The sequence below is a fragment of the Methylobacterium sp. Leaf465 genome, from assembly GCF_001424705.1.
In the GTDB taxonomy this organism is placed as follows: Bacteria; Pseudomonadota; Alphaproteobacteria; order Rhizobiales; family Beijerinckiaceae; genus Methylobacterium.
On record NZ_LMRA01000001.1, the window covers coordinates 108222 to 132828 of the forward strand.

Here is a 24607-nt window from a genome sequence, read left to right on the forward strand (position 1 = left end):
GGGCGCATGCGATGGGGTGTCACGGACGCGGTCGATTGGATCGCGCCGCGTTGGCGTAGGGAAGCGGGAGGCCTCAAGGTCTTGGGCGTCGTAGTTCCGATCGATGAGAGAAGTCCCGATCCCGAGGCGAGCCTGGCCGACCTCGTCGCCCTGGTGTCCGGTGGGATGGAGCGCGTCAACGCGACGATCCTGTCCCGCACCGGATCCGACGTCCAGATGATTCCCGAAGTCGCCAACCACCTGATCTCCTCGGGCGGCAAGCGCCTTCGGCCGATCCTCACGCTCGCGACCGCCGATCTCTGCCACTATGTCGGCGACGGCGCGGTGAAGCTCGCCGCCAGCGTCGAGTTCATGCACACCGCGACCCTCCTGCACGACGATGTGGTCGACGGCAGCGACATGCGTCGCGGCAAGGTGGCGGCCCGCATCAAGTGGGGGAACGAGGCCAGCGTCCTGGTGGGCGATTTCCTCCTCGGCCAAGCCTTCCGGATGATGGTGGAGGTCGGATCGCTGAAGGCCCTCGACATCCTGTCCGCGGCGGCCACCATCATCGCCGAGGGCGAGGTGATGCAGCTCACCGCGGCGAAGAACACAGAAACGAGCGAGGCCGAGTATCTCGCGGTGATCAGCGCCAAGACGGCGGAGTTGTTCGCCGCTGCCTGCGAGGTCGGTCCGGTCCTGGCTGAGCGCGACGCCGCCGAGCAGGCAGCCTGCCGCGCCTACGGCATGAACCTCGGCATCGCCTTCCAGCTCATCGACGACGTCCTCGATTACGGCGGCACCAGCGATACCCTGGGCAAGAATGTCGGCGACGATTTTCGCGAGGGCAAGATCACGCTGCCCATCGTCCTGGCGGTGCGTCGTGCCACGGGTAGCGAGCGCGGCTTCTGGAAGCGGACGCTCGAACTCGGCGAGGTCACGGACAACGATCTCGAAACCGCGCGCGCCATCCTGCGGCGTCACGGCGCCCTGGAGGAAACGATGGCGCGCGCCCGCCTGTACGGCGACCGGGCCCGGGATGCCCTGAAGACGTTCCCGCCGAGCCCGATGAAGCACGCCCTGCTGCAGGTCGTCGACTTCTGCATCGCCCGGGCGCACTGAGCGTCCCGGCGCAGCGTCGGATCGTCAGGCTGCCGCCTGGCGCATGACCGGCGGCGGAGCGATGTCCACGTGCTCGCAATCGGTGACCTCGGTCATTTCGGCCGGGGACGGCGCGATCACGATCCGGCCCGCGTCGTCGGACCATTGCGTGAGAAGACCGTCGGTGGTGGCCTTGTCCATGGGCCGCCCGAAGAGGTAGCCCTGGCCGTAGGTGCACCCCTGGCCGGCAAGCCAATCGACGCTGGTCCCGCTCTCGATGCCCTCGGCCGTGGTGAGAAGGCCGAGGCTGGAGCCCAGGGCGATGATCGCATCCACGAGCTTGGCGCGCTCGCTGCTCAGCCGCATCGATTCCACGTAGCTGCGATCGATCTTCAGCTTGTCGAACTGCAGTTCGCGCAGATGGTAGAGGCTGGAATATCCAGTCCCGAAATCGTCGAGGGCGATGCGGACGCCAAAGCTCTGGAGCGACTTCAGGGCGGTCCGCGCCGCTTCGAGATCGTTGACCAGGGCCGTCTCGGTGATCTCGATCTCCAGGCGACCCGGTGCGAACCCGGTCTCCGTCAGGATGCCGAGGATCTGCTCGGGCAGGTGCGGATCGCGCAGCTGCAGCGGCGAGATGTTGATCGCCAGCTGGAGATGGGCCGGCCAGAGCCGAGCGTCCCGGCAGGCCCGGCGCATCAGCGACCAGGTGAGCTCGGCGATCAGACCGGTCTCCTCGGCCAGGCTGATGAAATCGGCCGGGGTCAGGACGCCCAGCCGGGGATGATTCCAGCGGGCCAGCACCTCGAACCCGATGAGATCGCGGCCGGGCAGCGACACCACCGGCTGGTAGAACGGCTCGATCTCGCCCTGCTCGATGCCGACCCGCAATTCCCCTTCAAGCCGGGCGCGTGCCTTCAGGGCCTGACCCATGTCGAGATGGAAGAACCGGTAGGTCCCGCGCCCATCCCGCTTGCCCTGGTACATGGCGACATCGGCGGCGTGCAGCAGCGCCTCGGCGGTGCGGCTCTCTTCCGTCGCCGTCGCGATTCCGATGGTGGCGCCGATCTCGAGACGGCTCTGGGTCCAGGCGATCGGCTGAGAGAGCGAGGCGATGACGCCCTGCGCGAGCCGCGCCAGAGCTTCCGGATCGCTGTCGGTGTCGAGAAGAAGAGCGAACTCATCGCCCCCGAGGCGCGCGACGAGGCTCTGGGGCGGCGCGAGGGCCCGCAGGCGATCGGCGATGACGCAGAGGACGGCGTCGCCCGCGGCATGACCATGGACGTCGTTCACCGGCTTGAAGCGGTCGAGATCGATCAGCATCACGGCGACCCGCGGGAGACCGGTGGCCACGCGGATGCGCGCCGCGAGGGTTTCGCCGAACAGCCGGCGATTGGCGAGACCCGTCATCGCATCGTGGCGTGCGACGGCTTCGGCATGCGCCTCGGCCCCGTCCCGATCCTGCATCGCCTTGCGCAGCTTGAACGACTTGCGGACGGCCGCCACGACCACGCCCAGGCTCATGCAAAGGGACAGCATCAGCAGATCCTGAAGCTGATGCGTCCGGGTCGCGTCGATGAGAACCGTGAAGAACCCCAGCTGGGTGCCGACGATCCAGATGCAGGAGCCGATCATCATCAGGCACAGGAGTTCTCGGAGCTCGCCCTCTCCCCACGAGTTGTTTTTTTGGTCGGGCATGCACCGCTCCTTGCGCGCGCCGATCCTGCAGCCTCAAACCTTGAGCGAGCGTAAAGCTGACGTCTGAAGTCGGCGCCGTTGCACGGAAAGTTGCTATCCCACCAAGAGGGCGAATGCTTAGCGCAGCATTGCTGCCGTGACCCACCAGCCTGGATGAACTGCCGCGATGCTGCGTGCGGCGCGGGCCGCCTCGGACCGATGCCCGAAAATTCCGAACACCGTCGCGCCGGACCCCGACATCCGCGCCAAGCGGCATCCGGGGGCGGCCCGCAGGGCCCCGAGCGCCACGTCGATCACCGGGGCGAGGCTCCGCGCCGGGGTTTCGAGGTCGTTGCGGGCAGGGGTGATCGCGCGCAGGAGGGCCTCCGCCCCGAGACCGGGGGCGATGACGGGATGCGCGCCGGTGCCGTGGCGATCGCCGACCGCGAGCCCGAGCGCGCGGAACACCGGCGCAGTCTCGACCGGGACGCCCGGATTGATGAGGACCGCCGGCAGCGGGGGCATATCCAGGGCGGGTCCGACGGCTTCGCCGGCGCCCGCCATCATGCGCGCGCGTGGGACAAGACAGACCGGGACATCGGCGCCGGTGGCACGGGCGGCCGCGACCAGGTCCGGATCGTCGGGGGCGATGTCGTTCAGGCGGCCCAGAAGGCGCAGGGCCGCCGCGGCGTCGGAGGAGCCGCCGCCGATGCCTGCGGCGACGGGCAGGCGCTTCACAAGATGGAAGGTGCCCTGGCGAAGACCGGGCCGAAGGCGGGCGAGGTGACGCACCGCGCGGATGACGAGGTTGTCGTCGAGGGGGCCGGCCGGGCCGGCCGTCGGCCCCGAAACGGTCAGCGCCAGGTCGGGACCCGGCTCCAGGCTGAGTGTGTCGCCGGCGCCGGTGAAGACCACGAGACTTTCGAGCTCGTGATAGCCGTCGCCGGCCCGGCGGCCGAGGACGTGAAGGGTGAGGTTGATCTTCGCCGGAGCGCGGGTGACGAGGAGGGGCACGGACACTCGGGGCTCACGGGTCGGGCAATCGCGGGGCTGGTCTGGCCCCGCGACGCGCGTTCCGTCAAGCCTTCGGGCCGATCAACCGCCGCTCTTCTTATCGGCCGCGCCCGGGGGCTCGTTCGGGGCCGGGGCGCCCTTCGGCAGCTCGGGGTTCACCTTGTTCTCGGGCGGATTCTCGGCGGTGGCGGCGGGCTTCTCGAGTTCCGGCAAGCCGTCCTTGAGCTTGGCATTGATCTTCTCAAGGTCGTCCGGCTCTGGGTTCAGGTCCTTGGCGTGCTGCCATTGGAACTTGCCCTCCAGGCGACGCCCGGCGCGCCAGTAGGCGTCGCCCAGGTGGTCGTTGATGGTCGGATCGCCGGGCTTGAGCTCGATCGCCTTTTCCAGCTCGCGCACCGCGTCGTCCCAGCGGCCGAGGCGGAAATAGGCCCAACCCAGGCTGTCGATGATCATGCCGTCGCGCGGAGCCGCATCGACGGCCTGCTTCAGCATTGTGAAGGCCTCGTCAATGTTCATGTTCTGGTCGACCCAGGAATAGGCCAGGTAGTTCAGCACCTGGGCCCGTGCACCGGGCTGGCTCGCGGGCACCAGCTCAAGGGCCTTCTTCAGGTCGGCCTCGGCCTTCGGCCACTGCTTGGCGCGCTCGTAGGCGGTCCCCCGGAAGTAGAACGTCGTCCAATAGTTCGCGGCCGGCTTGTCGCCGATCAGCGCGATGGCACGGCTGTAGGTCTCCGCCGCCTCCTCGTACTTCTTGCGCGAACGCTGGACGTTGCCGAGCGCCGTGACGACGTCGATGTCGTCCGGATGCGCCTTCATCGCGGCATCGAGATGGGCGATGGCCTCGTCGCCCTTGCCCATCTGCTCCAGGTTCAGTCCGACCTGAACGTCGGCATTGAGGCGCAGGGGCGAGGTGGTGGGGATCTGCGAATAGGCCTCGTTGGCCCGCTCGGTCTGCTTCATCCGGTCGAGGATGTCGGCAAGGGTGAGCCGCGCGAGGGCGTGCTCGGGGGCGAGGTAGAGGGCGAGGCGCAGGTAGACCACCGCCGGCAGTTCGTCGCCCTGGGTCGAGCCGGCCGAGCCGAGACCGTACAGCACCTCGCCCGCGCCCTCCTGCGCTGAGTTGACGAGGCGGCTGAGGGGTTTGCCCTCCTTCAGCTTGGTCAGGGCATCGCGCACGATGGGGTGGCGCGGCAGCAGCTTGTCGAACTCGGTATAGGCCTGGATCGCGAGGTCGGTGCGGCCGGCCTGGGCCTCGAAGCGCGCATAGGCGTCGACGATGCGCAGGGTGTTGCGGTCGGCGTCGTAGGCGGCCTTGAGGCGGCGCTCGGCTTCCGCCTGATCGCCGACGAGGCTGGCGATCAGCCCGGCATGGAAGTCGCGGAAGGTGTTGTAGTAGCGTTCGCCCTTAAGCTTGTTGATGGTCTCCAGCGCGCGCTTGCCGTCGTTGGCCCCGGCGAAGGCCCAGGCGGTGAGCAGCGTCCCGGTCAGGTCGGCGGCGGCCCCCCGGCCGCTGCGCGCGAAGTTCTGGCGGGCCTGGGCGAACTGTCCCGCCTTGATCTGGCGCACGCCGAGGGCGAGCTGGGCGAGGCCGTTCGATCCGTCGCGGCTGGTCAGGCGTTCGGCGGCCCGGAAGGCGTCCGGCAGGGAGCCGTCGGCGAGCAGCGACACGAAGGCCCGCTCCAGCAGCTCGGCGTTGCGGGGATCGGCCTTCACGGCCTCGCGGTAGTAGCTCGCTGCGGCTGCGGTGTCCTTGGAGGCACCGGCGATGTAGGCCGAGAGGAAGTTGCCCTCCAGCGACTCCGCGGGCTCGTATTCGGAGATCGGAGCGGATTCCCGCGGCTGAGCCGCGTAGGCCGCCGGCGAGTTCGCGAGGCAGACGGCGAGGGCCGAGAGGACCCGGCGGCCGGTCCGGCTGGTTTTGGCTGTTCCGTTCATGGGCACCGATCACGGCTCCTGCGCACCGGCCATCTCGGTGGCCGGGCTCGTTCGGGGCGGGACACTGGACTCTTACCGCCATCCTCGCAAGGCATAAGGATGGCGGCCCCTGCGCCCGCCATCCCCCCTCATTCGACCGTGATCCGGGCGGCGGACCGGCCCCCTCACATGTTCGGGTAGTTCGGCCCGCCCGGTCCTTCCGGGGTCTCCCAGTTGATGTTCTGGTTCGGATCCTTGATGTCGCAGGTCTTGCAGTGGACGCAGTTCTGGGCGTTGATCTGGTAGCGTACGCCGTCGCTGGCGCCGGCATCCTCCACCCATTCGTAGACGCCGGCCGGACAGTAGCGGGCAGACGGGCCACCGTAGACGTCGTGCTCGGAGGCCTTCTGCAGCTCCATGTTCCGCACCTTGAGGTGGGCCGGCTGGTCCTCCTCGTGGTTGGTGTTCGACAGGTAGACCGAGGAGAGTCGGTCGAAGGTCAGCTTGCCGTCGGGCTTGGGATAGACGATCGGCTTCACCTCGCTCAGCGGCTTCAGCGTCGCGTGGTCCGGCTTCCCGTGGCGCAGCGTTCCGAAGGGCGAGGCGTCCAGGATGGTGTTCGACCACATGTCGAGCCCGCCGAGCCCGACGCCGACGAGCGTGCCGTACTTCGACCAGAGCGGCTTGACGTTGCGCACGCGCTTCAGATCCTGGCCGATGGCGCTGTCGCGCCAGCCGTTCTCGTAGGTCTCGAGCTCGTCGCCCTGCCGGCCGGATTCGAGTGCCTGCGCCAGGGCCTCGGCCGCCTGCATGCCGGAGAGGACCGCATTGTGCGAGCCCTTGATGCGGGGCACGTTCACGAAGCCGGCGGAGTCGCCCACGAGGCAGCCGCCCGGGAACACGAGCTTCGGCACCGACTGCCAGCCGCCCTCCATGATGGCGCGCGCGCCGTAGCCGATGCGCTTGGCCCCGTCGAAGGTCTCGGCGATCATCGGGTGGGTCTTGAAGCGCTGGAACTCCTCGAACGGCGAAAGGGTCGGATTCTCGTAGTTCAGGTGCGTGACGAAGCCGACCGAGAGCAGGCCGTCGTCGAAATGGTAGAGCCAGGAGCCGCCGCCGGCCTTGTTCGGCAGGGGCCAGCCCATGGTGTGCTGCACGAGGCCGGCCTGGAACTTGTCAGGGGCGAGCTGCCAGAGTTCCTTGACGCCGAGGCCGTACTTCTGGTGGTCGCTGTAAGCGTTGAGCTTGAAGCGATCGATCACCGTCTTGGTCAGCGATCCGCGCGCGCCCTCACCGAAGACCGTGTACTTGGCCCGCAACTCCATGCCGCGGGTGTAGTCGTCGCGCGGCTCACCGGACTTGCCGATGCCGAGGTCGCCCGTGGCGACGCCCACGACGACGCCGGATTCGTCGTAAAGCACCTCGGATGCCGGGAAGCCCGGGTAGATCTCGACGCCGAGCTCCTCGGCCTTGGCGCCGAGATACTTCGTCACGTTCGAGAGCGAGCCGACGAAGTTGCCGTGGTTCGACATCAGCTTGGGGAAGAACAGGTTTGGCATGGTGAGGCCGCTGTTCTTGGTCAGGAACATGAACTCGTCGCGCGCGACCGCCGTCTTGAGCGGGCGCGCCTCGTCCTGGCGCCAGCCGGGCAGCAGGCCGTCGAGGCCCGAGGGATCGATCACCGCGCCCGACAGGATGTGGGCACCGACCTCTGAGCCCTTCTCCACCACGACGATGCTGGCATCGGCGGATAACTGCTTGAGGCGGATGGCGGTCGCGAGCCCGGCCGGCCCGGCCCCCACGATGACCACGTCGAATTCCATCGCCTCGCGTTCGGGCAGCGCCATCCGTCATCCTCCTGTGAGGCCCTGCTCTGCCGCGGGGCCCTCGTCATTCGTCCCGATCGTCCGTCTATGGACCGACGATCCCGTGTCCGGCGATCACTCTCAACCCATTCCAACCTGAGAACGCAAGCGGCGCCAAGGTCTCGGGGGCAGCGGGTGACGATGTCGCGCGGGTCAAAAGGCAGTGCGCAGCGCCGCACGCCCGGTTGTCCACAACTGCGTGAGGCGCCACATCGGGATCATGAGCCAAAGCGACGACCGACAGCGGGATCTCATCGCCAGCCTCGATTTTCACGTCGAGGCCGGACTCGACCTCTTCCTCGACGAGGCGCCCCACGACCGCTTCTCGGAGGCCGAGGCGCCCGAGCCGATGACGGCGCCCCCCGCACGGCCCATGCCTTTGCGCGACGCGCCGGCCCCGCCGCGCCCACCCTTGCCCGGCGCCGGCATGGTCCTGGCCGATTTGCCCCAGCGCGGCGCGGCCCCGCCGCCGGCCCGGACCTTCGGCCAGTCGGCCGCGTCCAAGCCTGGGGAGGCGGCAGGCGATGCCCGTGCGCGGGCCCGCGACGTGCAGAGCCTCGACGAGCTGGAGGCGCTGCTCGCCGGCTTCGATGGTTGCCCGCTGAAATTCACCGCCAAGAACCTCGTCTTCGCCGACGGCAATCCGGCGGCGAAGCTGATGTTCATCGGCGAGGCCCCGGGGGCCGACGAGGACCGCGTCGGCAAACCCTTCATGGGCCGTTCGGGCAAGCTTCTCGACCGCATGATGGCGGCCATCGGCCTCGACCGGACGAACGCTTACGTCACCAACATCGTCCCGTGGCGGCCGCCGGGGAACCGCAACCCGACCCCGCAGGAGGTCTCGATCTGCAGGCCGTTCATCGAACGGCAGATCGAACTCGCCGATCCGGACCTAATCGTTTGCCTCGGCAGCCCGGCGACGCAGGCGATCACCGGCACCAAGGACGGCATCTTGAAGGCGCGCGGTCGCTTCTACCCCTACCGCGTCGGGAGCCGCGAGATCCGTGCCCTGGCGACGCTGCATCCGGCCTATCTCCTGCGCCAACCGCTGCAGAAGCGCCTCGCCTGGCGGGACTTCCGGACCTTGCGCGCCGCCCTCGACGGGAAGGCCTGAGCCCGCTCGGGCCGGCGCCCAAGCGGAACCGTATCCCGTAGCTGCGACTTACTTCACGCGGTCGTGTGTGACGCCGCGTGGCCGGACAGGGTGTAACGAGATCATGCGCTGGGAAGATTTCCGCTCGTCGGACAATGTCGAGGATCGGCGCGGCGAAGGTGGTGGCGGTGGTGGGTTCGGCTTTCCCGGCGGCGGAGCCGGTGGCCTTGGCATCGGCACCATCGTGATCCTGTGCATCATCGGCTGGGTCACGGGCATCAACCCGGCGGTCCTGATCGGCGGTGCTGAGCAGATGTCCGGCGGCGGACGCCCGCGCCAGGAGCAGGTCGACCCCCAGACCCAGGCCCAGCGCAAGACCAAGCCGACGGACGAGAGCGGGCGCTTCGCCGCCGCGATCCTCGGCAACACCGAGGACGTGTGGAAGGAGGTCCTGCCGAACCAGACGGGCCGCCAGTACCGCCCGACCGCGATGGTGCTCTACACCGGCGGCACCCGCAGCGGCTGCGGCTCGGCCCAGGCCGCCATGGGGCCGTTCTACTGTCCGATCGACAAGAAGGTCTATCTCGACACTTCGTTCTTCAAGGAGATGGAGCAGAAGTTCGGCGTGAAGGGCGACTTTGCCTACGCCTACGTCATCGCCCACGAGGTCGGCCATCACGTGCAGGACGAACTCGGCATTCTTGGCAAGGTCCAGGGCCGCCAGCAGAACGCGTCGAGCAAGACCGAGGCGAACCAGCTGTCCGTGCGCACCGAGCTCATGGCCGACTGCCTCGCGGGCGTCTGGGCCAAGAATTCCAACGACAAGTATAACGCTCTGGAGCAGGGCGACATCGAAGAGGCGATGCAGGCGGCGAGCGCCATCGGTGACGACAAGCTTCAGAAGCAGTCGCAGGGGTATGCCGTGCCGGATTCCTTCACGCACGGCTCATCCGAGCAGCGGATGCGCTGGTTCATGACCGGCTATCGCAGCGGACAGACGAAATCCTGCGACACGTTCCGGGCCGCGCGGAACTGAGCTGCAGCCGGCGCGCTGTCTGGGGGCGGGACTTTCGCGTAGGATCAGTCCCGTCCCGCTCGCGTTCGGTTGAAGGCATTCCAAGATGGTCGCATCCGACAAGACCCGCAGCTTCATCCCGCTGGCCATCGCGGTCCTCACGGTATCGGATACCCGCAGCGAGGGGGACGACCGCTCCGGCGACACCCTTGTCGAGCGCCTCACGGCAGCGGGGCACACCCTGGCCGCCCGCGCCATCGTTCCCGACGAGGTCGAGGCGATCCGCGGACAGGTCGAGCGCTGGAGCCGTGACCTAGCCGTCGACGTGGTCATCACCACGGGCGGCACCGGTTTCACGGGTCGCGACGTGACGCCCGAGGCCATCGAGCCCCTGTTCGAGAAGCGCATGGATGGTTTCTCAGCCGTCTTCCACCGCATTTCCTACGACAAGATCGGAACCTCGACCTTGCAGTCGCGCGCCACGGCGGGCGTCGCGAACGCGACCTACATCTTCGTTCTGCCCGGCTCGCCCGGCGCCTGCCGCGACGCTTGGGACGGCATCCTAGCCGCGCAGCTCGACTACCGCCATCGGCCCTGCAACTTCGTCGAGATCATGCCCCGCCTGGACGAGCACCTGCGTCGCGGCGCTTCGATCTCGGTGTAGGCGGGACGGTCGACCCGCGATCCGCGGCGATTACGCCCGGTCGAGGCGCGCCGCGAGCGGGCGGGCCTTCAAACGACGGATGAATTTCGGGCCCGCCAGCAGGCGTTCGCGGCGCACCAGATCGCCTGGGCGTGGAGCGTTTACGCCGATGACGCGCTCCCCTCCGGCGGCCAGGCGTGTCGGCAGGCCGGTATGGGGGCGGCGCAAGCGGGCCAAAGACACCTCCGGGCGGGCCGTCCCGATGAAGCGGTCCAGAAGACGGATCCAACCCTCGGCGGGAACATCGCCGGCCTCGAGACACAAGACCCAGTCCCGACGCGCGATCTTCGCACCGGCCGACCAGGGCGACGACCCACGACCACGCAGAACGACCGTCGCGCCGGTCGCCTCGGCCACGGCCTCGATCATCGCATTCGCGACCGGCACGACGATCACCGCGTCACCGACGAGTCCTGCCGCAACTCCGGCGACCAGCGCGCCTAGCGTATCGGCGAGGTGATCGACGGAATCGGGGTCGGCAGGCCGCGCCACGGAGATGAGAGCCGAAAGCATGCGCGCGCATACCGTATTTTCGCGTAGCGCCAAGCCACCTCGCGGCGACGCAGAGGACGCAAATGGGTAGAAACGCAACACGACACGCGTTCTGCCTGAAATTTTTGCAGCGCCCCGAACGTTTGTTCATGATACGTTCTCGTCCGATCCCAACGGATGAGCCTCGCCCATGCCAGCAGACGCCACTCGCCCATCGTCCGCCGGCCCCACAGCTGCGCGACGCCTCGGCGAGACCACACCGCAGCCGATGGGGCGGCGGGGCAGGGGTGCCACAGCCAATCCGAGCGGACGGTACGAGGCGGCCCGACGGGAAACCTTCGACGACGGCTGGTCCGGCAACGAGGAGGCGGTCCCCGTCCGGACCGAGGTGCGGCCGGAGCATGCCCGCACGCTGATCACCCGCAACACCTCGCCCGACATCTCGTTCGATCGCTCGATCAATCCCTACCGCGGCTGCGAGCACGGCTGCGTCTACTGCTTCGCCCGTCCGAACCACGCCTATGTCGGCCTGTCACCGGGCCTCGACTTCGAGACCAAGCTGTTCCGGAAGGTGGGTGCCGGCGCTCTGCTCCAAGCGGAGTTGTCGGCACCGGGCTACCGTCCCGCCACCATCGCCCTGGGCACCGTCACCGATCCCTACCAGCCGATCGAACGGGAGCATCGCGTCACCCGCGCGGTGCTGGAGGTCCTGGCGCGGTTCCGCCACCCGGTCGGCATCGTGACGAAATCGAATCTCGTCGTGCGCGATCTTGACCTCCTCACCGACCTCGCGCGCGACGGTCTCGTGAAGGTCGCGATCTCGGTGACCACCCTCGATCCCGTCCTGGCACGCCGGCTTGAGCCCCGCGCGCCGCATCCGCAAAAGCGCCTGGACGCGATCGCCCGCCTGAGCGCCGCGGGCATTCCCGTGATGGTCATCGCCGCGCCGATCATCCCTTCTTTGAACGATCACGAGCTCGAGGCGATCCTCGCCCGGGCCCGGGGGCTCGGCGCCGTGGAGGCGAGCCACGTACTCCTGCGCCTGCCGCTCGAACTCGATGATCTGGTGAACGACTGGTTCGCCGAGCATTACCCAGGTCGCCAGCGCCACGTCATGTCGCTGGTCCGCGCCGCGCGGGGCGGTAAGGCCTATGACGCCGCTTTCGGCACGCGGATGACCGGCACCGGCGCCTATGCCGACCTGATCCGCCAGCGCATGCGGCTCGCCCGGCAGCGCCTCGGCTATCCCGAAGTCCGTCGTCGCCTCCGCGTCGACCTGTTCAGGGTTCCGCGCGACCAGTTGAGCCTGTTCTGAGGTCGTAGGCGCGCGTGAAGCTGAGCCGATGATGGGGCGAGCGGCCGCGGTGTGCAAGGCCGGCGAGATGGGTGCGCGTGCCGTAGCCGACGTTGCTCGCCCACCCGTAGTCCGGGTAGCGCCCGGCCAGCCGACGCATCAATGCGTCGCGCAGGGTCTTGGCCACGATGGAGGCGGCGGCGATCTGCGGCACCAGCCGGTCGCCGCCCACCACGGCGCGGCCGGGGAGGGCGAGTCCCGGAATCGTGTCGCGGCCGTCGACCCAGACCGGTGCATCGAGATGCAGGCCGAGGACCGCGCGCCGCATGGCGTCGAGGGTGGCGGCGCGGACGTTGATCCGGTCCACCAGCGCGCGCGATCCGGCCGCCACCGCGACGCGGGCCCACGCCCGGATGAGTGGAGTCAACGCCTCGCGCTCGGCCGCCTTCAGGCGCTTGCTGTCGTCGAGACGCGCCAGAAGCTTGGGCGGGAATGCAGCCGGCGCAAACCACACCGCCGCGACGATCACCGGGCCGCAGAGGGCCCCCCGCCCAACCTCGTCGCAGCCGATCACGGCCGGGTAGGTCTCCGCCAGGCGCGGGTCGAAGGGCGGCATCGGGCAGGGTCCGGGCAGGGGGCTGATCCCTTTCCCTAGCGTGCGCGGTCAGACGGGTCCACGCGTCAGCCGAGTTCGACGATGCCCCGCGATGGCGTGCCCGCGGCCCGAACCCGGACGGACGTGCTGCCATGGGCTTGAGCGATGTTGTCGTAGAACTGCCGCGCGCTCTCGGCCCAGGTGTACCGCAGGGCTTCGCTGCGGCAACGCTCCCGCGGAATTGCCAAGGCGGCCAGGGCGGCCGCACGCAAGTCGTGATCGAGGACGCCGGCACCGGTCCGGCCGATGACGTCGAGGGGCCCGGTGACGGGATAGGCGGCCACTGGGACGCCACAGGCGAGGGCTTCGAGAAGCACGATTCCGAAGGTGTCGGTCAGGCTCGGAAACACGAAGACGTCGGCAGCGGCGTAGAGGGCGGCGAGGGCGGCGCCGGTGCGGATGCCGAGAAAGCGGGCCGCCGGCGCAATCCCCGCGAGGCGCGCCCGATCCGGGCCGTCGCCGACGACGACCTTCGTTCCGGGCAGATCGAGGCGCAGGAACGCCTCGAGGTTCTTCTCCACCGCGAGCCGTCCCACCGAGAGGAAGATCGGCCGCGGCAGCCCGGCAAGGTCCGGCGCATCCGGCGCATCCGGCGGGCGAGGCCGGAACAGCTCGGTGTCGACGCCGCGCGTCCAGCGCATCAGGTTGGTGAAGCCGCGCGCGTGGAGGTCGCGCTCCAGGGAGGGGGTCGAGACCATGGTGCCGTTGGCGGCGCCATGGAACCGGCGCAGCCAAGCATAGCTCCAGGTTTCGGGCACGGGGGCCCGGGCGGAGAGGTATTCCGGGAAGCGGGTGTGATAGCTCGTGGTGAACGGACGGCCATGGGCGAGGCAGTATCGCCGCGTGGCATAGCCCACGGTCCCTTCCGTGGAGATGTGGACGTGGGTGGGCTGCAGATCGTCCCAGAGGCGCGCTACGTGCCGCTTGGTGGCGTAAGCGACCCGAATCTCGGGATAGCCCGGCAGGGGCAGGGAGGCGAAGTCCTGGTGGGTCAGGAACACCGGGTCGAAGCCGTAGGCAGCCCCCGCCGCGGCCATGTTCTCCAGGGAGCGGACCACGCCGTTGACTTGCGGATGCCAAGCATCCGTCGCGATGAGCAGCCTCACGCGACCGCCCGGGCTCCGTCGGGCCGCGTGCGGCCGACGAGATCGGTCAGCCCGGCGCGGGCCCTCAGCAGGCTCGGATAGTGCAACACCTCCATGGTGCCGTCGTAGTGCTCGACGATGGCGGTGCAGGATTCCACCCAGTCGCCGGTGTTCAGGTAGGTGAGACCATTGATCTGCCGGTTGGCCGCGTGGTGGATGTGGCCGCAGATCACCCCGTCGGCCCCGACGCGCTTGGCCTCGGCGCTGAGCAATTCCTCGAACTTGCCGATGAAGTTGACGGCGTTCTTGACCTTCAGCTTGGCCCAGGCGGAGAGCGACCAGTAGGCGAGGCCGAGGCGGCGGCGCACGGTGTTGACGTAGGTGTTCACGAAGAGGGCGAAGGTGTAGGCGCCGTCGCCCAGGAACGCGAGCCACCGGGCATGGCGGACCACCATGTCGAATTGGTCGCCGTGGATGACGAGGTAGCGCTTGCCGTCGGCGGCCTCATGCACCCGCTGATCGGCGATTTCGATGCCACCGAAGGTCATGCCGATATAGTCGCGCAGGAACTCGTCGTGGTTGCCCGGGACGTAGACTAGCGTCGAGCCCTTGCGAACCTTGCGCATGAGCTTCTGCACGACGTCGTTGTGGCTCTGCGGCCAGTACCAGCCGGACTTGAGTTGCCAGCCATCCACGATATCGCCGACGAGGTAGATCTCGTCCGCATCGTAATCACGCAGGAATTCCAGCAGCAGATCGGCTTGGCAACCCTTGGTCCCCAGATGCATGTCGGACAGGAACAGGGTCCGGACGCGGGTCGTCTCGGTGTCTTCGCCCACGTTCGCCTCCGGGACAGCCTCCGATCCCTGGAGCCAAACCGGATTCCCGTATCAGTTTGATGACGTCGGCCTTGTCAGACCGGCCGCCTTCGGCGCCGCGACGTAAGCTCTTCTTCCACAAAAAAAATTTTGATTTGAGACCAAGTATTTCGGGTTTTCCTTTCGGCGGGAAGCCGGGCATAGTCCCGCTCAAGGTGCCCCACCGGGCGGCGTTCGAGAACGCATGACCGGAGCCCATCGAGGCGAACTAAGGGTGCCGTCCCCGGGGACGACGACGCTGAAACGGCCCAGCGGTCAGCGCGTGTCGCGCGACCCGGCCCATGGAGAAGAGGCTTGTGGTATTCGGTGGCGCGCGCGGCGACGGGCGTCGAAGGGCTTTCTTCGACGCGGGCGGACCTGGGTCCTGTATCCGTCCACAGGTCGCGCACGTACGAGTTCGTCCCGCGATTCATCTAACCAGCGGCCGCTACGAGCACTCGGGATCGTCCCGGGACGCCCCGTGCGATCCGCTTCAACCCTCGGCGCATCATTGTCGCCGCACGCCAGGGCGCGTGTGGTGACTAACGTGAGAAACGGAGAAAACATCATGGCGGCAACGCGACGTCCCGGCCGGAACCACCTGTTCGTCCCGGGCCCGACGAACATCCCGGATCGCGTGATGCGCGCGATGATGGTGCAGTCCGAGGATCACCGTTCGGTGGACTTCCCCACGCTGACCAAGCCGCTCTTCCAGGACACGAAGGCCGTCTACGGTTCGACCGAGGGCACCATCTTCCTGTTCCCGGCCTCCGGCACCGGCATCTGGGAATCCGCCCTGTCCAACACCCTGTCGCGCGGTGACAAGGTCCTGGCCGCCCGCTTCGGCCAGTTCAGCCACCTCTGGATCGACATGGCCCAGCGCCTCGGCCTGGAAGTCATCGTCCAGGACGAGGAGTGGGGCACGGGTGCGAACCCGGAGCGGATCGGCGAGGCCCTGCGCGCCGACAAGAACCACGAGATCAAGGCCGTCATGGTCGTCCATAACGAGACCGCCACCGGCGTCACCAGCGATGTCGGTGCCGTGCGCAAGGCGATCGACGCCGCCGGCCACCCGGCCCTGCTGTTCGTCGACGGCGTCTCCTCGATCGGCTCGCTCCCCTTCAAGATGGACGAGTGGAAGGTCGATTGCGCCATCGCCGGCTCGCAGAAGGGCCTGATGCTCCCCGCCGGCCTCGGCGTGATCTGCGTCAGCCAGAAGGCGCTCAAGGCCGCCGACACCTCGTCGGGCCAGAACGACCGCCTCGCACACGTGTACTTCGACTGGGCCGACCACCAGAAGCAGAACCCGGCCGGCTATTTCCCCTACACCCCGTCGCTGCCGCTGCTCTACGGCCTTCGCGAGGCCCTGGCCTGCCTCAACGAGGAAGGCCTTGAGAACGTCTACCACCGCCATCACGTCCTCGGCGAGGCGACCCGCCAGGCCGTGGCCGCCTGGGGCCTGAAGACCTGTGCCAAGGAGCCCAAGTGGAACTCCGACACGGTCACGGCCATCCTGGTGCCGGAGGGCGTCGACGCCGCCGCGATCATCAAGCACGCCTACGTGCGCTACAACCTGGCGCTCGGCGCCGGTCTGAGCCAGGTGGCCGGCAAGGTGTTCCGCATCGGTCACGTCGGTGACATGAACGAACTGTCGCTGCTGGGCGCCATCGCGGGTGCCGAGATGTCGATGCTCGACCACGGCGTGAAGGTCCAGCCCGGCTCCGGCGTCGCCGCCGCCTCGAGCTACCTGCGCGAGAACCCGCTCTCGAAGTCCTGAGCCTCCCCGGGTTCCGGATCTTTCGAAGCCAGACGTTCGGCCGGGATGGGTTCGCCCATCCCGGCCACGACCTCGACCCCACCCGTGACGTGCCCTATCCGAGACTTGGCCGGATCGGCCAGAGGATTCCATGACGAAGAAGATCGTGTTCCTCGACCGCGAGTCCCTGGACGCCAACGTCCGTGAGTTCAACTTCCCCCACGAGTACGTCGAGTACGAGTCGACCTGGACGCCGGAGGAGATCGTCGAGCGCCTGAAGGGTGCCGAGATCGCGCTGATCAACAAGGTCCCGATGCGGGCCGAAACCCTGAAGCAGCTCCCCGACCTCAAGCTGATCGCGGTGGCCGCCACCGGCACCGACGTGGTCGACAAGGATGCCGCCAAGGCCCAGGGCATCACCGTCGTCAACATCCGCGGCTACGCCTTCAACACCGTGCCCGAGCACGTGATCGGCCTGATGTTCGCCCTGCGCCGGGCCATCGTGCCCTACGCCAACTCCGTGCGCCGGGGCGATTGGGCGAAGTCGACCCAATTCTGCTACTTCGATTACCCGATCCACGACATCGCCGGCTCGACGCTGGGCATCGTCGGCTACGGCGCGCTCGGCAAGTCCATCGCCAAGCGGGCGGAAGCCCTCGGCATGACGGTCATCGCCTACGACGTGTTCCCCCAGGAGGGCCTCGTCGACTTCGAGACGATCCTGCGCGAGTCCGACGTCATCACGCTGCACGCGCCGCTGACGCCCGAAACCCGCAACATGATCGGGCGCGAACAACTCGCGAAGATGAAGAAGCACGCGCTCCTCATCAACACCGCGCGCGGCGGCCTCGTCGACGAGGAGGCTCTGGCCGAAGCCCTGAAGGCGGGCACCATCGGCGGCGCCGGCTTCGACGTGGTGATGACCGAGCCGCCCAAGAACGGCAACATCCTGTGCGAGCTCGACCTGCCCAACCTCATCGTCACGCCGCACGTGGCCTGGGCCAGCAAGGAGGCCATGCAGATTCTCGCCGACCAGCTCGTCGACAATGTTGAGGCCTTCGTCGCCGGCAAGCCGCAGAACGTAGTGTGACGCGGGCCCGCGCTCCGCACTCGCGCGGGGGCGCATCGTGATCGCCGAAGCGATCGACCAAATCGAAACCAAACGCCAGCCGCGCCGAGCGCGGAACCGACAGGGATCCTGAAGACATGAAGAAGCTGCTGTTCCAATTCGACACCGACGCCGTCCCGAGCGTGTTCGACGTGGTCGTCGGTTACGATGGCGGCGCGGATCACATCACCGGCTACGGCAACGTCACTCCGGACAATGTCGGCGCACTGGTCGACGGCACGATCTACACCCGCGGCGGCTCCGAGAAGAAGTCGACGGCGATCTTCGTCGGCGGCGGCAGCATGGCGGCCGGCGAGGCCGTGTTCGAGGCGGTGAAGAAGCGCTTCTTCGGCCCGTTCCGCGTCTCGATCATGCTCGATTCCAACGGCTCCAACACCACCGCCGCCGCCGGCGTCGCGCTGGTGCAAAAGGCGGCCGGGTCGCTGCAGGGCAAGAAGGCCGTCGTGCTCGCGGGCACCGGCCCGGTCGGCATGCGCTCGGCCGCGCTCCTCGCACAGGAAGGCGCCGACGTCATCCTGTGCGGTCGCTCGCTCGACAAGGCCCAGGCCGCCGCCGACCAGATCAACACCCGCTTCAAGGTGAACATCAAGGCCGCCGAGACGCCCGACGCCGCCTCGCGCGCACAGATCGTCAAGGGCCAGAACCTCGTGTTCTCGGCCGGCGCCATCGGCCTCGAGCTCCTGCCCGAGGACGCCTGGAAGGACGAGGCCAGCATCGAGTTCATGGCCGATTACAACGCTCAGCCGCCCCTCGGCTTCGGCGGCATCGAGGCCATGGACAAGGGCAAGGATCGGCACGGCAAGAAAGTGTTCGGCGCGCTCGGCATCGGCGGCCTGAAGCTCAAGCTGCACCGCGCCTGCGTCGGCCAGCTCTTCGACAACACCGAGCAGGTGCTCGACGCCGAGGCGATCTACGCGCTCGCCAAGAAGATGGCCTGATCGCCATGGCGGAGAAAGAGAATCCCGCGCACGAGACGATCCAGACCTTCCTGGATGGTCTGGCGAGTTCAGCGCCCACGCCCGGCGGCGGCGGTGCCGCCGCCATCTCGGGCGCCATGGGTGCCGCCCTCCTCAGCATGGTGTGCAACCTCACCATCGGGAAGAAGAAGTACGTCGAGGTCGAGGGCGAGCTCAAGGAGATCCTCGGACAGTCCGAGGCCCTGCGCGCCGAACTCACCGGCATGATCGCCGACGACGTCGAGGCCTTCGACGCGGTCATGGGCGCCTACGGGCTTCCCAAGACCACCGACGAGGAGAAGGCCGCGCGGGCGGACCGGATCCAGGCCGCCCTCAAGGTCGCCACCGACGTGCCGCTCGCCTGCTGCCGCGCCTGCCGCAAGGTCATCGACCTCGCCCAGACGGTCGCCGACAAGGGCAACCTGAACGTGATCTCTGATGCCGGTGTTGCGGTGCTCTCCGCGCATGCGGGCCTGCGCAGCGCGGCCCTGAACGTTTACGTCAACGCCAAGGGCCTCGACGACCGCGCCTTCGCCGACGAGCGCCTGCGCGAACTCGAAACCCTCCTGGGCTCGGCCGGTCCGCTGAACGAGTCCATCTATGAGGTCGTCAAGGCCAAGGTGAACTGAGGCGCGATCCGACCCGGGACCCGAGGTGAATCGGCCTCGGGAACGTCCGGGCGGTTCCGCGAGGCATCGGCTCAAGACAAACCGGACGATCAGAGGTAACAAGAGCTGCTCACGACGCCATCGGGGCAGCTCTTGTGCAAAATGAATACAGTTCACCGTCCCTCAAGGCAGAGTGAACGGTAATTTAAAAAAATATAAATGGCGAAGCACTTTCCGTGAAGTGAAATTTACGAGACAGTCGCCCCAAGAAAGAAACGCCGAGGAGAACGCTGATGGACGTGCACGAGTACCAAGCCAAGGAACTGCTTGCCGGCTTCGGTGTCGCCGTTCCCAAGGGAGCCGTGGCCTTCAGCGCCGACCAGGCGGTCTACGCCGCGACCGAGCTCGGCGGATCGTTCTGGGCCGTGAAGGCGCAGATCCACGCCGGCGCCCGCGGCAAGGCCGGCGGGATCAAGCTGTGCCGGACCTACAACGAGGTGCGCGACGCCGCCAAGGACCTCCTCGGCAAGCGCCTCGTGACCCTCCAAACGGGGCCCGAGGGCAAGCCGGTCCAGCGGGTCTACGTCGAGACCGCGGATCCGTTCGAGCGCGAACTCTACCTCGGCTACGTCCTCGACCGGAAGGCCGAGCGCGTGCGGGTCATCGCCTCCCAGCGCGGCGGCATGGACATCGAGGAGATCGCCGCCAATGAGCCGGAGGCGTTGATCCAGGTGGTCGTCGAACCCGCCGTCGGCCTGCAGCAGTTCCAGGCCCGCGAGATCGCGTTCCAGCTCGGCCTCAACATCAAGCAGGTGTCGGCCGCCGTGAAGACGATCATGAACGCCTACCGGGCGTTCCGCGATTGCGACGGCACCATGCTGGAGATTAACCCCCTGGTCGTCACCAAGGACGACCGGGTCCTGGCGCTCGACGCCAAGATGTCCTTCGACGACAACGCCATGTTCCGCCGGCGCAACATCGCCGACATGCACGACCCCTCGCAGGGCGACCCGCGCGAGGCCCAGGCCGCTGAGCACAACCTCTCGTATATCGGCCTCGAGGGTGAGATCGGCTGCATCGTGAACGGCGCCGGCCTCGCCATGGCCACCATGGACATGATCAAGCATGCCGGCGGCGAGCCCGCGAACTTCCTCGATGTCGGTGGCGGCGCCTCGCCGGACCGGGTCGCCACGGCCTTCCGCCTCGTCCTGTCGGATCGCAACGTGAAGGCGATCCTCGTCAACATCTTCGCTGGCATCAACCGCTGCGACTGGGTCGCGCAGGGCGTCATTCAGGCGGCGCGCGAGGTGAAGATCGACGTGCCGCTGATCGTGCGGCTCGCCGGCACGAACGTCGAGGCGGGCCAGAAGATCCTGGCCGAGAGCGGCCTCGACCTCATCACCGCCAACAGCCTGTCCGACGCCGCCGCCAAGGCCGTCGAGGCCTGCGCCGCGACCAAGCGCGCCAACTAAGAACGGGGAGGATACGTCATGAGCATTCTGATCGACGAGAAGACCCCGATCATCATCCAGGGCATCACGGGCGACAAGGGCACTTTCCACGCCAAGGAGATGATGGAGTACGGCTCCAACGTCGTGGGCGGCGTCACCCCCGGCAAGGGCGGCAAGACTCATCTCGGCGTGCCGGTGTTCAACACCGTCAGGGAGGCCGTGGAAGCCACCGGCGCCACCACCTCCATCACCTTCGTGGCGCCTCCCTTCGCGGCCGACGCCATCATGGAAGGGGCCGATGCCGGCCTCGCGCTGATCTGCTCGATCACCGACGGCATCCCGGCCCAGGACATGATGCGGGTGAAGCGCTATCTGCGCCGCTACCCCAAGGACAAGCGCACCATGGTGGTGGGCCCGAACTGCGCCGGCATCATCTCGCCCGGAAAGTCGATGCTCGGCATCATGCCCGGTCACATCTACCTGAAGGGCAATGTCGGCGTGATCTCGCGCTCCGGCACCCTCGGGTACGAGGCCGCCGCGCAGATGAAGGACGAGGGTATCGGCATCACCACCTCGGTGGGCATCGGCGGCGACCCGATCAACGGATCGTCGTTCCTCGATCATCTTGCCCTGTTCGAGCAGGACCCGGAGACCAAGGCCGTCCTGATGATCGGCGAAATCGGCGGTCCGCAGGAGGCCGAGGCCTCCGCCTGGATCAAGGAGAACATGACGAAGCCGGTCATCGGCTTCGTGGCCGGCCTCACCGCCCCGAAGGGCCGCCGCATGGGCCATGCCGGTGCGATCATCTCGGCGACCGGCGATTCCGCCGCCGAGAAGGCCGAGATCATGCGCTCCTACGGTCTTACGGTCGCTCCGAGCCCCGGTGAGTTCGGCACGACGGTGGCGCAGGTGATGCGCAAGCTGGCGGCGTGAGCCGACGCCGATCCGTCCTGCGGATCGGCCACGCGCCGACATTCGAACCTCGACTGACCGCTCCCCCCCCGGCGGATCGCCGGCCTCGCCGAAATCGATCGCGCTTGTGGGGAGGGGCGACGCGACTGAAAACCCGACGGCTGGCGCCGATCCCATGCCGGCGGGGCGCAACAGACCAATCCATTGGCTGCCTCCGTCGCGGTCAATCGGCTAATACTTCCCTCGAGGTGGCCTTCGATGACGGATACCCTTCACGCCCCGGTCGGAGCCGTCGACCACGCCTTCGCGCCGCCCGTCATCACGGGCACCTCGTCGAAGGAAGCGCTCGACATCCTGTTCCATGCCCTCCTGGACGTAGCCCGCCGGCACGAGCCCGAGCTCGAGGACGTACTGCACGGCCGCGCCAACATCTCGGAATTCTCGCCTGAGCTGCTGGCCCGCGCGCTGCAGGTGCAGGGCATCTGGTTCCAGCTCCTCTCGATCGCCGAGCAGAACGCCGCCATGCGCCGGCGCCGTCAGGTCGAGCGCACGAAGGGCCGCGAGGCGCTGAGCGGCAGCTTCAGCGCCGTGCTGGCCGATGCGGCGGCGAATGGCATCAAGGCGCCGGAAATCCACGCGCTGCTCAAGGATCTCCGAATCCGCCCGACGATCACCGCGCATCCCACCGAGGGCAAGCGCGTCACCGTGCTGGAGAAGTTCCGCCGCATCTACCTCGTGCTGCGCGAGCTGGAACTGCCGCGCTGGACCGAGCGCGAGCGCAACGGCCTGATGAACGAGCTGCGCGACCAGATTGAGCTCGTCTGGATGACGGGCGAACTCCACCTGGAGAAGGCCACCGTCGAGCGCGAGGTCGCCTGGGGCCTGCACTTCTTCGACGAGACGCTGTTCGAGATGCTGCCCGAGGTGCTCTATTCCCTGGAGGAGAGCCTGGCGCAGTACTACCCGGACGAAAAGTTCGAGGTGCCGGCGTTTTTCCAGTTCGGCTCCTGGATCGGCGGCGACCGCGACGGCAACCCCTACGTCACCTCGTCCGTCACCCGCACCACCCTGCAGCGCAACGCGCTCGCCTCCCTGCGGCGCTACCGCGACGGCGTGACGTCCCTCGGGCGCACGCTCTCCCTCACCGAACGCTCGCTGCCGGTGCCGGCGACCTTCAAGGCCGAATTGGCGCAGATGCTGGCCGAGAGCGGCGACGGCCGCGCCATCGCCAACCGCAACCCGGGCGAGGCCTATCGGCAGTTCCTCACCTGCATCCTGCGCAAGCTCGAGGCGACGATCCTGCGTAACAAGGGTCAGCGCTCGACCGGACCCGACTACCCGAGTGCCGACGGCCTCATCAACGACCTGCGGACCCTGGAACAGGGGCTCGCCGACGCGAAATGCGCCTCGCTGGCGATCGACTTGGTGCGCCCGGTGCGGCGCATGGTGGAGATCTTCCGCTTCTCCACCGTCCGCCTCGACCTGCGCGAGAACACCACCCGCACCACCAAGACCCTGCAAGCCCTGTGGATCCAGTCCCATGGGCAGAACCGCACCCCGCCCGACGTCGATTCACCCGAGTGGAAGAAGTGGCTGATCGAGGAACTGGCCAAACCCCGGACCGGGGAGCGCAGCTTCGACGACCTGCCGGACGACGCCCGCGAGACCCTGGAGACCTTCGCGCTGGTGGGCGAGATGCGTGAGCAGCTCGACCGCGAAGCCTTCGGCGCCTTCATCCTGTCGATGACCCGCTCGGTGCAGGACATCCTCGGCGCCTACCTGCTGGCCAAGGAGGCCGGCAACTTCCTCGACGCCACCGGCACCGAAATCTGCTGCCTGCCGATCGTGCCGCTGTTCGAGACCATCGACGATCTCCGCGCCGCGCCCGCGATCATGAAGGAGCTGTTCTCGATCCCGGTGGTGCGCCGCTCGACCCGCTGGCAGGGGGGCGTCCAGGAGGTGATGATCGGGTACTCGGATTCGAACAAGGACGGCGGCTTCGTCGCCTCGAACTGGGAACTCTACAAGGCGCAGGACAAGCTGACCCAGCTCGGCAAGGCCTCCGGCGTGCCGATCGCGTTCTTCCACGGCCGCGGCGGTTCGGTCAGCCGCGGCGGCGCTCCGACCGCCCGGGCCATCGCGGCCCAGCCACCGGGCTCGATCAACGGACGCTTCCGCACCACCGAGCAGGGCGAAGTCGTCTCGTTCAAGTATGCCAACCGGGGTACCGCCGCCTACCAGATGGAGCTTCTGGCCTCCTCGGTCTTCGAGCACGCCCTGAAATCGGAGCGCGAGGCCGCCAAGATCCCCCGTAACGAGTTCGACGATTGCCTGGAGGCGCTGTCGGGCGCCTCGCGCGCGGCCTACGTCAACCTGATCCAGCACCCCGATCTGGTGACGTATTTCGGCGCCGCGAGCCCCCTCGACGAGATCGCGCTCCTCAACATCGGCTCCCGCCCGGCCCGTCGCTTCGGGGCCCGCTCGCTCTCCGACCTGCGCGCCATCCCGTGGGTGTTCGCCTGGTCGCAGAACCGCCACGTCATCACGGGCTGGTATGGTGTCGGTTCGGGCCTCAAGAGCTTCCTCGACGTGCGCGGTCAGCAGGGCGAGGCCCAGCTGCGGCGGCTGTTCGCTGAATCGAAGCCGTTCCGGCTCATCCTCGACGAGGTCGAGAAGACGCTGCTGATGGTGGATCTGGAGATCGCGCGCGACTACGCGAGCCTCGTCCCCGACGAGAACGCGCGCAACAGCATCTTCCCGATGATCGAGGCCGAGTACGCCCTGACCCGCGAGATGGCCCTGCGGGTCAGCGGCGGCCGCGAGCTCGCCGAGCGCTTCCCCCTGTTCCGCGACCGCCTCAACGGGCGCCTGCCGACCATCAACCAGGTCAGCCGCGAGCAGGTCGAGCTCCTGCGCCGCTTCCGCTCGGAGGAGGACGAGGATCGACGCGAGGCGGTGAAGTCCGCCCTGCTGCTCTCGATCAATTGCATCGCCGTCGGCTTCGGCGCGACGGGGTAGTCCATTTGTCCCAAGACCGAAGACCGCCACCGG

The 24607-nt window shown here is 68.0% G+C and carries 20 protein-coding genes; 12 read left to right on the forward strand and 8 right to left on the reverse strand.

Going from position 1 to position 24607, the window contains the following annotated elements:
- The first annotated feature begins 81 nt into the window (after window positions 1-81).
- Window positions 82-1101, forward strand: a complete 1020-nt coding sequence (locus ASG51_RS00440; protein ID WP_056210957.1) for a polyprenyl synthetase family protein — start codon at window positions 82-84, stop codon at window positions 1099-1101.
- A gap of 24 nt (window positions 1102-1125) precedes the next feature.
- Here the strand turns inward: ASG51_RS00440 and ASG51_RS00445 are convergent, their stop codons facing one another.
- From ASG51_RS00445 to ASG51_RS00460, 4 genes are all read right to left on the reverse strand, one after another.
- Window positions 1126-2778: an EAL domain-containing protein gene (locus ASG51_RS00445; protein WP_082513809.1), complete on the reverse strand. Its 1653-nt coding sequence runs from the start codon at window positions 2776-2778 to the stop codon at window positions 1126-1128.
- 117 nt (window positions 2779-2895) lie between these two features.
- The gene (locus ASG51_RS00450) at window positions 2896-3771 is read right to left on the reverse strand and encodes a 4-(cytidine 5'-diphospho)-2-C-methyl-D-erythritol kinase (RefSeq protein WP_056378901.1); all 876 of its coding nucleotides are present in this window, start codon (window positions 3769-3771) and stop codon (window positions 2896-2898) included.
- A gap of 81 nt (window positions 3772-3852) precedes the next feature.
- Entirely contained in the window at window positions 3853-5706 is a 1854-nt protein-coding gene (locus ASG51_RS00455) for a tetratricopeptide repeat protein (protein ID WP_056378395.1), read from the reverse strand.
- 164 nt (window positions 5707-5870) lie between these two features.
- Window positions 5871-7532, reverse strand: a complete 1662-nt coding sequence (locus ASG51_RS00460; RefSeq protein WP_056210961.1) for an electron transfer flavoprotein-ubiquinone oxidoreductase — start codon at window positions 7530-7532, stop codon at window positions 5871-5873.
- A 238-nt stretch (window positions 7533-7770) separates the two neighbouring features.
- Here ASG51_RS00460 and ASG51_RS00465 point away from each other — a divergent pair, with 238 nt between their 5' ends.
- The 3 genes from ASG51_RS00465 to moaB all read left to right on the forward strand — a co-directional run bounded on the left by ASG51_RS00465 (window position 7771) and on the right by moaB (window position 10322).
- Entirely contained in the window at window positions 7771-8664 is an 894-nt protein-coding gene (locus tag ASG51_RS00465) for a uracil-DNA glycosylase (RefSeq protein ID WP_056378397.1), read from the forward strand.
- A gap of 103 nt (window positions 8665-8767) precedes the next feature.
- Complete coding sequence (locus tag ASG51_RS00470; RefSeq protein WP_056272852.1) at window positions 8768-9679, forward strand: neutral zinc metallopeptidase; 912 nt, start codon at window positions 8768-8770, stop codon at window positions 9677-9679.
- An 85-nt stretch (window positions 9680-9764) separates the two neighbouring features.
- Window positions 9765-10322: a molybdenum cofactor biosynthesis protein B gene (gene moaB / locus ASG51_RS00475; RefSeq protein ID WP_056378399.1), complete on the forward strand. Its 558-nt coding sequence runs from the start codon at window positions 9765-9767 to the stop codon at window positions 10320-10322.
- A 30-nt stretch (window positions 10323-10352) separates the two neighbouring features.
- Here the strand turns inward: moaB and ASG51_RS00480 are convergent, their stop codons facing one another.
- Window positions 10353-10874, reverse strand: coding sequence for a hypothetical protein (locus ASG51_RS00480; protein ID WP_056378401.1), 522 nt, complete (start codon window positions 10872-10874; stop codon window positions 10353-10355).
- Window positions 10875-11121: 247 nt separating this feature from the next.
- Here ASG51_RS00480 and ASG51_RS00485 point away from each other — a divergent pair, with 247 nt between their 5' ends.
- A complete protein-coding gene (locus ASG51_RS00485) occupies window positions 11122-12168 on the forward strand; it encodes a PA0069 family radical SAM protein (RefSeq protein WP_244480042.1) in 1047 nt (348 codons plus the stop codon).
- Here ASG51_RS00485 and ASG51_RS00490 read toward each other — a convergent pair.
- The 3 genes from ASG51_RS00490 to ASG51_RS00500 form a co-directional block, all read right to left on the reverse strand.
- Window positions 12134-12763: a ribonuclease HII gene (locus ASG51_RS00490; RefSeq protein ID WP_156389513.1), complete on the reverse strand. Its 630-nt coding sequence runs from the start codon at window positions 12761-12763 to the stop codon at window positions 12134-12136. The two genes, ASG51_RS00485 and ASG51_RS00490, sit on opposite strands and share 35 nt — an antisense overlap.
- A gap of 65 nt (window positions 12764-12828) precedes the next feature.
- Window positions 12829-13908: a glycosyltransferase family 1 protein gene (locus tag ASG51_RS00495; protein WP_056378408.1), complete on the reverse strand. Its 1080-nt coding sequence runs from the start codon at window positions 13906-13908 to the stop codon at window positions 12829-12831.
- Window positions 13905-14726, reverse strand: coding sequence for a UDP-2,3-diacylglucosamine diphosphatase (locus ASG51_RS00500; RefSeq protein WP_056378411.1), 822 nt, complete (start codon window positions 14724-14726; stop codon window positions 13905-13907). Before ASG51_RS00500 ends, ASG51_RS00495 begins: the two co-directional genes overlap by 4 nt.
- Before the next feature lie 586 nt (window positions 14727-15312).
- Between ASG51_RS00500 and ASG51_RS00505 the strand changes: the two genes are divergently transcribed.
- From ASG51_RS00505 to ASG51_RS00535, 7 genes are all read left to right on the forward strand, one after another.
- Window positions 15313-16521 carry an aminotransferase class V-fold PLP-dependent enzyme gene (locus ASG51_RS00505; protein ID WP_056210979.1) on the forward strand — a complete coding sequence of 403 codons (1209 nt, stop codon included), beginning with the start codon at window positions 15313-15315 and terminating at the stop codon, window positions 16519-16521.
- A gap of 130 nt (window positions 16522-16651) precedes the next feature.
- Window positions 16652-17590, forward strand: a complete 939-nt coding sequence (locus ASG51_RS00510) for a D-2-hydroxyacid dehydrogenase (protein WP_056378413.1) — start codon at window positions 16652-16654, stop codon at window positions 17588-17590.
- A 116-nt stretch (window positions 17591-17706) separates the two neighbouring features.
- Complete coding sequence (locus ASG51_RS00515) at window positions 17707-18567, forward strand: NADP-dependent methylenetetrahydromethanopterin/methylenetetrahydrofolate dehydrogenase (protein ID WP_056378415.1); 861 nt, start codon at window positions 17707-17709, stop codon at window positions 18565-18567.
- A gap of 5 nt (window positions 18568-18572) precedes the next feature.
- Window positions 18573-19214: a methenyltetrahydrofolate cyclohydrolase gene (gene fchA, locus ASG51_RS00520; protein WP_056353726.1), complete on the forward strand. Its 642-nt coding sequence runs from the start codon at window positions 18573-18575 to the stop codon at window positions 19212-19214.
- Between the two features lie 272 nt (window positions 19215-19486).
- Window positions 19487-20665: a malate--CoA ligase subunit beta gene (locus ASG51_RS00525; protein ID WP_056210987.1), complete on the forward strand. Its 1179-nt coding sequence runs from the start codon at window positions 19487-19489 to the stop codon at window positions 20663-20665.
- 18 nt (window positions 20666-20683) lie between these two features.
- Window positions 20684-21577, forward strand: a complete 894-nt coding sequence (sucD, locus tag ASG51_RS00530; RefSeq protein WP_056353730.1) for a succinate--CoA ligase subunit alpha — start codon at window positions 20684-20686, stop codon at window positions 21575-21577.
- A 237-nt stretch (window positions 21578-21814) separates the two neighbouring features.
- Window positions 21815-24574: a phosphoenolpyruvate carboxylase gene (locus tag ASG51_RS00535; RefSeq protein ID WP_056210992.1), complete on the forward strand. Its 2760-nt coding sequence runs from the start codon at window positions 21815-21817 to the stop codon at window positions 24572-24574.
- Window positions 24575-24607 lie beyond the last annotated feature (33 nt).